The following is an 11,830-nucleotide window of genomic DNA, read 5'->3' on the forward strand; positions in this document are numbered from 1 at the left end:
CAGTGATCTTTCAATGATAGCGTGCGGGCATGGTAGAGCCCGCGCGCCGTGTAGTGGTATCCGGAGGGAGCGGAGGGATCGGACAGGCTGTTGTGTACGCGCACGCGCGCGCCGGCGACAGCGTCGTCGCCCTCGGACGCAGTGCTGAGCGACTCGGTGCCCTGGAGGAAGAGGCGCGACAGGCCGGCCTGGACGTCACCGGCCGGGTCTGCGACGTCACCGACGAGGACCGTGTGACCACCGTCGTCGACGAGCTCGGAGCGGTGGACGTCCTGGTCAACAACGCGGGAACCGCGGAAACCGCCCACTTGCGCGACACCGGGCTGGACAGCTGGGAGCGGCAGCTGCGCACCAACGCCACCTCGGCGTTCCTGCTGACCCGGGCCGTACTGCCGGGCATGGTCGAGCGCGATACGGGCCGCGTGGTCTTCGTCGCCTCGACCGCGGCACACCAGGGGAGCCGCTACACCGCGGCTTATACCGCCTCCAAGCACGCCATGCTGGGCCTGGCTCGGGCGGTGGCGGCCGAGGTCGCGGGCACCGGGGTCACCAGCAACGCCGTGTGTCCCGCGTTTGTGCGCACCCCCATGACCGAGCGCTCGGTATCAAGGATCGTCGAGCGCACTGGCCGGGACGGTCGGCAGGCCGAGGCCGCCCTCGCGTCCAGCGCCCCTCTGGGGCGGCTGGTGGAACCGGAGGAGGTGGCCGCCGCGGTCACCTATCTCACCAGCGCCGAGTCCGCGGCCGTGAACGGCCAGTCCCTGAACCTCGACGGAGGAGGAATCCAAAGGTGAGCTCGTTTCGCGCGTCCGCTCCCCTCACCGAGAACTGGGAGCACTTCGATGTGGCCCGCACCGACGGGGTGACCACGGTGACGTTGAACCGTCCGGAGAAGCTGAACGCCCTGACCTTCGACTCCTATGCGGACCTGCGGGACCTGCTCGTGGAGTTGCCGCACCGGGACGACACGCGGGTGCTCGTCCTCCAGGGGGAGGGCCGCGGCTTCTGCTCCGGCGGCGACGTCAACGAGATCATCGCCGAGACCCTCAAGATGGACCCCGACGACCTGCTCGCCTTCACCAGGATGACCGGCGAGGTCGTCAAGGCGATGCGGGAGTGCCCGGTACCGGTCATCGCGCGTGTCCACGGCATCGCCGCGGGGGCGGGGTCCGTACTCGCTCTGGCGTCGGACTTCCGGGTCGTCGCGCGGTCGGCGCGGTTCGCCTTTCTCTTCACACGCGTCGGGTTGTCCGGAGCGGACATGGGTGCCGCCTACCTCCTGCCGCGTGTGGTGGGCCTTGGCCATGCGACGAAGCTGCTGATGCTCGGCGACACCGTGCCGGCTCCGGAGGCCGACCGCTACGGGTTGGTCAGCGAGCTGGTCGAGGACGACGAGTTGGACGATGCCGTCAGCACGCTGGCCACCCGGCTGGCCCAAGGGCCGGCGTTCGGCTATGCCCAGACCAAGGCCCTGCTCTCCCGGGAGCTGGACATGAACCTGTCCGGGGCGATCGAGCTGGAGGCCATGACGCAGGCCCTGCTGATGAAAAGCGCCGACTACGCCGAGTTCCACGCCGCGTTCACCGGTAAGCGCACCCCAGAGTGGAAAGGACGCTGATGGAGCCAAGTGACACCCCGCCGAGCCCGCACGCGCTGGTCAACCCGGTCGAGCTGGGGCCCGCCGTCGGCTTTGCCCACGCCGTGCTGCCCGCGCCGGGACGCACGGCGTACCTGGGCGGGCAGACGGCCCAGGGGGAGGACGGCCGCATTGTCAGCGAAGGGCTGCCCGAGCAGTTCGACGTCGCGCTGGGGAACGTGGTCACGGCACTGCGGGCGGTTCAGGCATCTCCCGAGCACCTGGTGAGCCTGGCCGTCTACACCACCGACATCGCCACGTACCGGGCGCGGCTGTCCGAGCTCGGCGGGATCTACCGGCGCCATCTGGGTAAGCACTATCCCGCGATGGCGCTGTTCGGCGTGACGGAACTGTTCGACCCGGCGGCGCTCGTGGAGTTGGTGGGAACGGCGGTCGTGCCGGACCCGTAGCCCGGGCGCGGGGCAGTGGGACGGGCCGGCGGCGCGCTCAGGCCGGCGCCGGCCGGTGATGGGGCGGACCGGTGCCGGTCACCGCCCGCACGTGCGCCAGGCTGGGTTCGTGCAGCAGGGTGTGCAGGTCGAAGAAGACCCGCGCGGCGCGGCGGCCCGCCCAGGACGCCGGGAGCAGCTCCGGAGGCAGGCCCGGGTCGAGGAACGGCATCCGCCGCCAGGCATCCACGGCACGCAGGTGGTCGGCGAACGCCGCACCTTCGTGCTCCCTGGTGATGGTCCCGTGGCTTCGCCAGGAGTTGAGCACCGGCTCGTGGTCCTCCAGGAACGTCTCGTACATCTCCTGCAGCGCGGGAAGATCCCACCAGCGCGCCACGGCCTCCGCCAGGTCGCTGAACCCGAGGTGGGTAGCGTGGAAAAGCTCCACGTAGCCGTCCATGCCCAGCTTGTGCACGGCCTGGCGGGCCTGCTCGCTCAGGTGCGCCGGGGCGATCCACACGCCGGCGGTGGTCGTGCCGAAACCAAGCCAGGTCAGCTGGGAGCGCAGCACGTGGCGCTTGCGGCGCTCGGATTCCGGAAACGAGAAGATCACCAGGACCCAGCCCTCGGAGAGGTGGGCGACCTGGCGGTTGAAGATCCGGAGGTCCCCCTCGGCGAGGATCCGCATTCCCTCAGCGGAGAGGCGGTACCCGGCCACGCGGCCGTTCCGTTCCGCGTCCAGCAGGCCGCGGCGCTTCAGCCGGGAGATCGCCGAGCGAGTCGCCGGCGCGTCCACGCCGAGCTCGGCCAGCACGGAGATGAGGTCGGCCACCGAGATCCAGCCGCCGATGTCCCGCCCGTAGGAGCCGAAGAAGGACACGATGAGCGAACGCGGGCGGCGGTTGGGGCTCTCGGTCCCGGAATCCCCCAGGGCCACGGCAGTACTCTCCGGTGTCGTTTGAGGATTGAGCGTCACATGAACACGATATCGCGCTGCTCGCTTCGTTCGTGGACCTGGTTGCCGAAAAAGCGGGTCGATATCGATCCATTGACGGTCGTCACAATTTCTGTATATTTGAGTGTGTCGTGAGTCACTGCCCCCGCTTAATCGCAGGTGCGGTGCCTGAGATCCCGTGACACCGAGAGACGAGATGCCGATGGCGCTTCCCTTGGCCGACTCCCTGACCGACGCGGACCGCGCGTTCGCCGAGTGGGTGCGAGAGCAGGCCGCGAAGCTGGACACCGCACATCGGTCGGAGGCCAGCGGGGTCGACCGCGACCTCGTGCTCAGCCTCGGCGAGCGCGGACTCCTGGGGGCGGTCTTCCCTGGAGCGAGTGCGGGAGACCATTGCCGGGAGGCGTCGGCCGTTCGGCTGTGCCTGCTGCGGGAGCACCTCTCCCGGGTCGACACGCACGCCGAGACAGCGCTCGCCCTGCAGGGGCTGGGCAGCTATCCCCTGGTGCAGTCCGGGACCCAGCAGCAGCGCGCACGCTGGATCCCCGCCGTCGCCGCCGGTGAGGCCGTTGCGGCCTTCGCGCTCACAGAACCGGACGCCGGATCCGACGCCGCCGCCCTGGCGCTGGAGGCCGAGCCCGCCGGCGACGGGTGGCGCCTGAACGGGGAGAAGACCTGGATCTCCAACGCCCCGGAGGCGGACTTCTACACCGTGTTCGCCCGCACCACTCCCGACGCCGGGGCACGCGGTGTCACCGCGTTCCTCGTACCCGCGGATCGACCGGGGCTGTCCGGCGAGCCGCTGCACATGCTCGCCCCGCACGCTCTGGGCCATCTGGTCTTCGACGCGGTCCCGGTCGCGCCCGAGGACGTGGTCGGCGAGGTCGACCGCGGGTTCCGGGTCGCCATGCGGACACTCGATCTGTTCCGGCCCAGCGTCGGGGCGTTCGCCGTTGGTATGGCCGGCGCCGCGCTGGATGCCGCGACCACCCACGCCACCGGGCGGCACGCCTTCGGTGGCCCACTCACCAACCTGCAGTCCACCAGGCACACCCTCGCCGAAATGGCCACCCGCACCGAGGCAGCCCGCCTCCTCGTCTACGCCGCCGCGGCCGTCTACGACGCCGGCTCCCCGGAAACCGGATGGCGAGCCGCCATGGCGAAGCTCTTCGCCACCGAAACCGCGCAGTACGTGGTCGACGCTGCCGTCCAGCTGCACGGCGCCCGGGCACTGCGCCGGGGCCATCCGCTGGAGCACCTGTACCGCGAGGTGCGCGCGCCGCGCATCTACGAGGGGGCCTCGGAGGTGCAGCGGGAGATCATCGCCCGAGGGATGCTGACCTAACCCTCCGCTCCGGCCCTGGAGGTCACCATGTTGCCGCCCCTGTCACCCACCGGACACACCGACACCTTTACCCGAGACCATCTCCCTCCGGCCGAAGAATGGCCTGAGCTGCACTTCGACCTGCCTGAGCTGCACTACCCCGACCTTCTCAACTGCGCTGAGGAGCTCCTGGACCGCACGATCGCGCGTTTCGGAAGCGAGCGGCGCTGCCTCGTGGGCCAGCGGGAGTCCTGGACCTACGGCCAGCTGCGGCGGCACGTCGACCAGATCGCGCACGTGCTCGCCGACGACCTCGGCGTGCGTCCCGGCAACCGGGTGCTGCTGCGCGGCCCCAACTCACCGTGGCTGGCCGCGTGCTGGCTCGCCGTCCAGAAGGTCGGCGGCGTGGTGGTCACGGTGCTGCCGGCACTGCGCTCGGGAGAGCTCGCGGCGATCCTGCGCTCCGCCGCTATCGGATACGCGCTCTGCGACCACCGCTACCTGGACGACCTCACCGCGGTCCTGGACGGCGCCCCCGAGATGGGGACCCGGGTTCTCAGCTACGGCGGGGGAGAGGAAGACAGCCTGGAGGCGCGTGCGGCCTCCCGCCCCGCCGAGTTCTCCGCTGTCCGGGTGGCGGCCGATGACGCCTGCATGATCGCCTACACCTCCGGCACCACGGGCGCGCCCAAGGGGTGCGTCCACTTCCACCGCGACGTGCTCGCCATCGCGGACACCTTCTCCGCGCGGGTGCTGCGCCCCCTCCCGGACGACCTGTTCGTGGGCAGCCCCCCGTTCGCCTTCACGTTCGGCCTGGGCGGCCTGCTGATCTTCCCCCTGCGGGCGGGCGCGGCGTCGCTGCTGCTGGAGCGGGCCGGCCCTGATGAGCTGCTGGACGCCGTCACCAACCACCGTGCGAGCGTGGTGTTCACCGCGCCCACGGCCTATCGGGCCCTCCTCGCCCGGATCGACGGCCACGACCTCTCCAGTCTGCGGCGGTGCGTCTCCGCGGGAGAGCACCTGCCAGCGGCCACCTGGCAGGCGTGGCACGAGGCGACCGGCGTCCGCATCATCGACGGCATCGGCGCCACCGAGATGCTGCACATCTTCGTCTCCGCGGCCGACGACGACATCCGTCCCGGCGCCACCGGGCACGCCGTACCCGGGTTCCGCGTAGCGATCCTCGACGACGCGGGCAGGCCCGTCCCCGACGGCGAGGCCGGCAGCCTGGCGGTGCGCGGCCCGGTCGGCTGCCGCTACCTCGCGGACGAGCGGCAGCGCCGCTACGTGCGGCACGGGTGGAACCTCACCGGAGACACCTACGTCCGCGACGCCGACGGATACCTGTGGTACCAGGCCCGCAGCGACGACATGATCATCTCGGCCGGGTACAACATCGCCCCGGCCGAGGTGGAGGAGGCGCTGCTGGCCTCGCCGGAGGTGGCCGAGACCGCCGTGGTCGGCGTCCCCGACGCCGAGCGGGGGGAGATCGTCAAGGCGTTCGTGGTGCTGCGGGAAGGCGCGACCGGCTCCCCGGAACGCGCCGAAGGGCTCAAGGAGCACGTGAAGTCCCACATCGCGCCGTACAAGACACCGCGCGCCGTGGAGTTCCTGGCGGCGCTGCCGCGCACAGCCACCGGAAAGCTCCAGCGGTTCAAACTGCGCGAGTCGAACTGACGCGCCGCTGTCCCGATGCCCTGGGCATGCGGCGGTGAGAGCACAGGAAGGACAGGGAGTCCATGCGCATTGCGTGTATCGGCGGAGGGCCGGGCGGGCTGTACCTCGCCGCTCTGGTCAAGCAGCTCGACGCCGACCACCACGTCACCGTGTTCGAGCGCAACGCGGTCGACGACACCTTCGGGTTCGGCGTGGTGCTCTCCGACGAGACCCTGGGCGGTATCGAGCACGCGGACCCCGTGGTCTACCGGGCGCTGGCGAGCGAGTTCGCGCAGTGGGACGACATCGACATCCACCACCGGGGCACGGTCGTCACATCCGGGGGACACGGCTTCGCCGCCATCGGCCGGCGCCGCCTCCTGCAGATCCTGCGGGAACGCTGCGCCGACCTCGGCGTCGAGATCCGCACCCGCGTCGAGGCGCCCGCGGCCACCACGCTCGCCGAGACGTATGATCTCGTCGTGGCGGCGGACGGCGGCAACAGCACGACCCGCGCCCTGCACGCCGAAGACTTCGGCACCAGCCTGGAGCGCGGCCGCAACATGTTCATGTGGCTGGGCACCGATCTTGTCTTCGACGCGTTCAACTTCCACATCGTGGAGACGCCGCACGGCATCATGCAGCTGCATGGCTACCCCTACTCCGCCGGCGCCAGCACGTTCATCGTGGAGATGCGCGAGGACGTGTGGCACAAGGCAGGGTTCGCCGACATCTGCGCCGGGAAGGAGCTCCCGCCCGGCGTCAGCGACACCGAGAGCATCGCCGTGTGCGAGGAGCTGTTCTCCGACGTGCTGGGGGGCCACAGCCTCATCCCCAACAACTCGAAGTGGCAGAACTTCCCCACGGTCCGCAACCGCACCTGGTGCCGGGGCAACATCGCGCTCCTCGGCGACGCCGCGCACACGGCGCACTTCTCCATCGGGTCGGGCACCAAGCTGGCCATGGAGGACGCGCTCGCGCTCGCGGCCTGCCTGCATGAGCACCCCGACGTGCCCGCCGCGCTACGCGCCTACGAGACGGAGCGCCAGTCCGTGGTGGCCAGTGTGCAGCGTGCCGCCCAGGCCAGCATGGAGTGGTTCGAGGACATCGACCGGCACACCCGCCAGGAGCCGGCCCAGTTCGCGTTCAACCTGCTCACCCGCAGCCGCCGGGTCACCTACGACAACCTCCGGCTCCGCGACCCCGGGTTCGTCAACGGTGTCGACGCGTGGTTCACCGGCGCCGTCGCCCGCGAACTTGGAGGCGGCCGTGCTGGTGAGGAGTCCGGCAGCCGGACTCCCGCCGCGGTTCCGGAAGAGCACCGGCCCCCCATGTTCCACCCCTTCCGGCTGCGCGGGATGGAGTTGCGCAACCGCGTCGTGGTCTCCGCCATGGACATGTACTCCGCGGTCGAGGGGGAGCCCGGCGACTTCCACCTCACGCACCTGGGCGGCAAGGCCCTGGGCGGCGCTGGTCTGGTCATGACCGAGATGGTGTGCGTCTCCGAGACCGGCCGCATCACGCCCGGCTGCGCCGGGCTCTACCGGCCCGAGCACGAGGCCGCGTGGCGCCGCATCACCGGCTTTGTGCACGAGCACAGCGAGGCCAAGATCGGCGTGCAGCTCGGCCACTCCGGCCGGAAGGGGTCGACGCGGCTGATGTGGGAGGGCATCGACCAGCCCTTGGAAGAGGGAAACTGGCCGGTCGTGGCGCCGTCGCCCATTCCGTACCGCGCCGGCGTCAACCAGGTGCCCCGCGAGCTCGACATCGCGACCATGGCGCGCATCCGCGAGGAGTTCGCGGCCGCCGCCGAGTCCGCCGACCAAGCCGGCTTCGACCTGCTCGAACTGCACTGCGCCCACGGGTACCTGCTGTCCAGCTTCATCTCCCCGATCACCAACCAGCGCGAGGACGACTACGGCGGCGACCTGGCGGGCCGGTTGCGCTACCCGCTGGAGGTGTTCGCGGCGGTGCGGGAGGTGTGGCCGTCCCATAAGCCCCTGACGGTGCGGATCTCCGCGACCGACTGGGTGGAGGGCGGCATCACCGGCGACGACGCTGTCGAGATCGCGTGCGCCTTTGCCGCGGCGGGCGCCGATGCCATCGACGTGTCCGCCGGGCAGGTCACACCGGAGGAGCGGCCCGCCTACGGGCGCAGCTACCAGGTCCCGTTCGCCGAGCGGATCCGCAACGAGGCCGGTGTGCCCACCATCGCCGTCGGCGCCATCTCCTCCTACGACGACGTGAACTCCACGGTGCTGGCCGGCCGCGCCGACCTGTGCGCGCTCGGCCGGCCGCACCTGTACGACCCGCACTGGACGCTGCACGCCGCGGCCGAACAGGACTACAACGGTCCCGGCGCCACGTGGCCCGCCCCATTCCGGGCGGGCAGCCGCAAGCCGCCGAGCGGGCGCACCGACGGACCGCGCCCCCGACTGGAGCTGCTGAGGTCGGGGTCCGGGACGCTGGGCACGGCGCACCAGCGCTGGCGGCCGGACGGCGGGTGACCGCGTAACACACTCCATGACCAGCGGGACCCTGAGGAAGCGAGGAGGGCGGCATGCGGGTATCGACGAGGAGCTACGGGAACCACCCGAGCCAGTTCGCGCACCTCTGGCTCCCGGACAGCCCGGCCGCCACCCCCGCGCCTGTCGCGGTGCTGCTGCACGGCGGCTGGTGGCGGGACCGCCACGGCCTCCAGCTGATGGACCCCCTGGCCGAGGACCTGGTGTCCGCCGGCTGGGCCGTGTGGAACGTGGAATACCGCCGCACGGGCACCGACGGCGGCGGATGGCCGCAGACCCGCGACGACGTGGCGAGGGCGCTGCGGTACCTCGACTCGGCCGCGGCCGGCCTCGGAATCTCCGGCGCGCGATGGGGCGGCCGGGCCGTGGTCATCGGCCATTCCGCGGGCGGCCATCTGGCCATGCTCACCAGGGGCACCACCCCCCTCGCCACCTGTGTTGTCGCACTCGCCCCGGTCACCGACCTGGAACGCAGCGCGCGCGAAGGCCTCGGGGAGGGGGCGGTAGCCCCGTTCCTCGGGCCCGCCCCCGCACCAGAGCTGTACCGCGCCAGCTCGCCCATTGCGGCGCTGCCCGTGGGAATACCGGAACTCCTTGTCCACGGCGACGCCGACCAGCGCGTTCCGGTCGAGCACAGCCGGGACTATGTGGCCGCCGCACGCGCGTGTCCGGACACGGTGGACTACTACGAGATCCCCGGCGCCGACCACTTCGCTGTCATCGACCCGGCGCACGCGGCCTGGAACCGTGTGCGCACCTGGCTGGACACGGGTACCCGTGACGGCGTCCCAGACCCGTTGGCCTCGCGCCAGCCCCGGCAGCGGCCCTGAGGCCGCGAATCCCCCACTCCCGCACGAGAGGCAGGAAACCCATGTCGCCCGGCCCCCCGGCAACACAACCCGAGCAGGCGCGTCCGGTCAGCCGGCACAAGCGCCTCATCGTGGTCGTGGTCTGCGCGTTCACGATCATCCTGGACGGCTACGACCTGACGGTGTACGGCGCCATTGTGCCGAGCCTGCTGGAGTACCAGCAGTGGGACGTCAGCGAGGCCGAGGCCGGCACCCTCGGCTCCTACGCCCTGATCGGCATGCTCATCGGGGCGCTCGTCGTCGGAACCCTTACCGATCTCGTGGGCCGCCGGCGGATCGTCATCGGCTGTGTCATCTGGTTCTCCACGGGCATGCTGCTGACCGCGTTCGCCCCCACCCCCGAGGCTTTCGGCCTGCTGCGTTTCGTGACGGGGCTGGGGCTCGGCGGTGTGATCCCCACCGCGATCGCGCTCACCCTGGAGTACGCGGAGCCGCACCGGCGCAACATGACAAACGCCATCATGTTCTCCGGTTACGCCATCGGCGGTATCGCCGCCGCCCTGGTCGCCATCCCGGTGCTGGCCCGCTTCGAGTGGCAGACGTTGTTCTGGTTGGGGGCCCTGCCGGCGCTCGTGCTCGTGCCGCTGGCGTACTTCGCCCTGCCGGAGTCGCCGAACTACCTGCGTGCCCGGGGGCGCGAGGAGGAGGCCCGGAAGCTCGCCGACCGCTACGGGGTCACGCTCGAAGAGTCCCCGGAGGCACCGCGTGACCGTGCCCGCTCGAAGGGGGCGCTCTCCAACGTCGGCGCGCTGGTGGGCCGCGACCTCCTCGCCGGCACCCTGCTGTTCTGGGTCGCCAACGGCATGGGCCTGCTGCTGGTCTACGGGCTGAACACCTGGCTGGCCGGGATCATGTTCTCCGCCGGCTTCCCGTTGGGCTCCTCGCTGACATTCCTCATGGCGCTGAACCTCGGCGCGATTCTGGGTGCCCCGACCGGCGGGGCGCTCGCCGACCGTTTCGGGTCCAAGAGGGTCGTCACCACCATGTTCGCGACGGCGGCCGCCTGCATCCTGATCATGAGCATGCAGCCGCCCATGGTGCTGCTGTACGTCTGCGTGGCGGTGGCCGGGGCGTGCACGATCGGAACCACGATCCTGGTGAACTCCTTCACGGGGAACTTCTACCCGGCCGCGCTGCGTGCCACCGGACTGGGGTGGGCGCTGGCGGTGGGCCGGATCGGGGCGATCATCGGCCCGATCTACGGCGGGCTGGTCGTGGGATCGGGACTGGGCGTCGAGGTGAACTTCTACGCGTTTGTGATCCCGGCCGTCATCGGCGCGTTCGCCGTCGTCGCGGTGCCCCGCTCCCGGGCCGCGGTCCTGCCGGAGAAGACGGCGCAGCCGGTAGATGAGCAGGGATAGCCAGAGGGGCCGCACCGCCCGGCGGTGCGGCCCCGGAGCCAGGCGGAGAGGACGGCCCGCCCTCTTCCCGGCGGAGTCCCCGCCCCGCCGCCGAGCATCCGATCCCGGTCCGCGACCGGCCGCGGCACCTGCCCGCTGACCGGTCCACCGGAGAGGTCGCCGGCGAGACCGCGAAGTACGCTAAGGCCGGACTGTCCGGTGTGGCATTGTCGGTTGTGGACTACGTCGGTGAGCTGGAGCAGTTCGCCGCCGAGGTCATCGGCCGGCTAGAGGCGAAGGGGACCCGGCCGCCGCGGCCGGGTCCCCGGTAGGCCCGAGATTCCAGGAGGTTGGCATGTCGCTGCTATCCGAACTGCTCACCGCGATCAACACGAAGCGCGTCGAGATCATCGATCTGACCGCGCCGCTGACGGGAAAGACGCCGGTGCTGCGCCTGCCCGAACCGTTCGCCAACACGATCAACTTCCAGCTGGAGGAGATCAGCCGGTACGACGACCGGGGGCCGCGGTGGTACTGGAACAACATTCACACCGGTGAGCACACCGGTACCCATGTGGACGCGCCCAATCACTGGGTGTCCGGCAAGGACGGTCTGGACGTCTCCCAGATCCCCCTCGGCTCGCTGATCGCCCCGGCCGTGGTGCTGGACGTGACCGACCGGGTTGCCGAGGATCCGGACTTCCTGCTGGGGATCGACGATGTGCGCCGCTGGGAGAACGAGCACGGCCCGCTGCCGGAGGGCGGTTGGCTGCTGTTCCGGACCGGTTGGGACGTCCACTCCGGCGACGAGGCGGACTTCCTGAACGCCGACGAGCAGGGCTCGCACACACCGGGCATCTCCGCGGAATGCGCGCGCTGGCTGGCCGAGGAGACGCCGCTGGCCGGGCTCGGCGTGGAGACCGTTGGCACCGACGCGGGGCTCGCCCCGGAGCTCGAACCACCGTTCCCGTGCCACGAGCTGCTGCTCGGCGCCGGCAAGTACGGCCTGACGCAGCTGCAGAACCTCGCGAAGCTTCCGCCGACCGGGGCGGTCCTCCTGGTCTCCCCGCTCCCCGTCGTGGGTGGTTCCGGCAGTCCTGCCCGCGCTCTCGCGCTGGTCGAGCAGGGGTGACCGG

10 protein-coding genes are annotated in these 11,830 nt (G+C 71.0%); 9 read left to right on the plus strand and 1 reads right to left on the minus strand.

The window, feature by feature from the left end; translation table 11 throughout:
- Positions 1 to 29: 29 nt before the first annotated feature.
- The 3 genes from F4561_RS06495 to F4561_RS06505 are packed head-to-tail and all read left to right on the plus strand — an operon-like array spanning position 30 to position 2,046.
- Complete coding sequence (locus tag F4561_RS06495) at positions 30 to 794, plus strand: SDR family NAD(P)-dependent oxidoreductase (protein ID WP_184575745.1); 765 nt, start codon at positions 30 to 32, stop codon at positions 792 to 794.
- Positions 791 to 1,618, plus strand: coding sequence for an enoyl-CoA hydratase family protein (locus F4561_RS06500; RefSeq protein ID WP_184575747.1), 828 nt, complete (start codon positions 791 to 793; stop codon positions 1,616 to 1,618). Before F4561_RS06495 ends, F4561_RS06500 begins: the two co-directional genes overlap by 4 nt.
- Positions 1,618 to 2,046, plus strand: a complete 429-nt coding sequence (locus F4561_RS06505; protein ID WP_184575749.1) for a RidA family protein — start codon at positions 1,618 to 1,620, stop codon at positions 2,044 to 2,046. Before F4561_RS06500 ends, F4561_RS06505 begins: the two co-directional genes overlap by 1 nt.
- 37 nt (positions 2,047 to 2,083) lie before the next feature.
- Here the strand turns inward: F4561_RS06505 and F4561_RS06510 are convergent, their stop codons facing one another.
- The gene (locus tag F4561_RS06510; protein WP_184575751.1) at positions 2,084 to 2,962 is read right to left on the minus strand and encodes a PaaX family transcriptional regulator; all 879 of its coding nucleotides are present in this window, start codon (positions 2,960 to 2,962) and stop codon (positions 2,084 to 2,086) included.
- Between the two features lie 220 nt (positions 2,963 to 3,182).
- Between F4561_RS06510 and F4561_RS06515 the strand changes: the two genes are divergently transcribed.
- The 6 genes from F4561_RS06515 to F4561_RS06540 all read left to right on the plus strand — a co-directional run bounded on the left by F4561_RS06515 (position 3,183) and on the right by F4561_RS06540 (position 11,826).
- Positions 3,183 to 4,325: an acyl-CoA dehydrogenase family protein gene (locus tag F4561_RS06515; protein WP_184575753.1), complete on the plus strand. Its 1,143-nt coding sequence runs from the start codon at positions 3,183 to 3,185 to the stop codon at positions 4,323 to 4,325.
- A gap of 27 nt (positions 4,326 to 4,352) precedes the next feature.
- Positions 4,353 to 5,981, plus strand: a complete 1,629-nt coding sequence (locus F4561_RS06520; RefSeq protein WP_184575755.1) for an AMP-binding protein — start codon at positions 4,353 to 4,355, stop codon at positions 5,979 to 5,981.
- A gap of 62 nt (positions 5,982 to 6,043) precedes the next feature.
- On the plus strand, positions 6,044 to 8,467 hold the full coding sequence (locus F4561_RS06525) for a bifunctional salicylyl-CoA 5-hydroxylase/oxidoreductase (RefSeq protein WP_184575757.1): 2,424 nt from the start codon (positions 6,044 to 6,046) through the stop codon (positions 8,465 to 8,467).
- 53 nt (positions 8,468 to 8,520) lie between these two features.
- Positions 8,521 to 9,315, plus strand: coding sequence for an alpha/beta hydrolase family protein (locus F4561_RS06530; RefSeq protein WP_184575760.1), 795 nt, complete (start codon positions 8,521 to 8,523; stop codon positions 9,313 to 9,315).
- A gap of 41 nt (positions 9,316 to 9,356) precedes the next feature.
- Positions 9,357 to 10,715: an MFS transporter gene (locus F4561_RS06535; RefSeq protein ID WP_184575762.1), complete on the plus strand. Its 1,359-nt coding sequence runs from the start codon at positions 9,357 to 9,359 to the stop codon at positions 10,713 to 10,715.
- 334 nt (positions 10,716 to 11,049) lie between these two features.
- Complete coding sequence (locus F4561_RS06540; protein WP_184575764.1) at positions 11,050 to 11,826, plus strand: cyclase family protein; 777 nt, start codon at positions 11,050 to 11,052, stop codon at positions 11,824 to 11,826.
- The last annotated feature ends 4 nt before the right edge of the window (positions 11,827 to 11,830 follow it).

Source organism: Lipingzhangella halophila, assembly GCF_014203805.1.
Lineage (GTDB): Bacteria > Actinomycetota > Actinomycetes > Streptosporangiales > Streptosporangiaceae > Lipingzhangella > Lipingzhangella halophila.

What these genes read in the sequence shown, in the direction of transcription:
- F4561_RS06495 (WP_184575745.1), top strand. Translation starts at nt 30, where the DNA reads ATGGTAGAGCCCGCGCGCCGTGTAGTGGTATCCGGAGGGAGCGGAGGG.
- F4561_RS06505 (WP_184575749.1), top strand. Translation starts at nt 1,618, where the DNA reads ATGGAGCCAAGTGACACCCCGCCGAGCCCGCACGCGCTGGTCAACCCG.
- F4561_RS06515 (WP_184575753.1), top strand. Translation starts at nt 3,183, where the DNA reads ATGGCGCTTCCCTTGGCCGACTCCCTGACCGACGCGGACCGCGCGTTC.
- F4561_RS06520 (WP_184575755.1), top strand. Translation starts at nt 4,353, where the DNA reads ATGTTGCCGCCCCTGTCACCCACCGGACACACCGACACCTTTACCCGA.
- F4561_RS06525 (WP_184575757.1), top strand. Translation starts at nt 6,044, where the DNA reads ATGCGCATTGCGTGTATCGGCGGAGGGCCGGGCGGGCTGTACCTCGCC.
- F4561_RS06530 (WP_184575760.1), top strand. Translation starts at nt 8,521, where the DNA reads ATGCGGGTATCGACGAGGAGCTACGGGAACCACCCGAGCCAGTTCGCG.
- F4561_RS06535 (WP_184575762.1), top strand. Translation starts at nt 9,357, where the DNA reads ATGTCGCCCGGCCCCCCGGCAACACAACCCGAGCAGGCGCGTCCGGTC.
- F4561_RS06540 (WP_184575764.1), top strand. Translation starts at nt 11,050, where the DNA reads ATGTCGCTGCTATCCGAACTGCTCACCGCGATCAACACGAAGCGCGTC.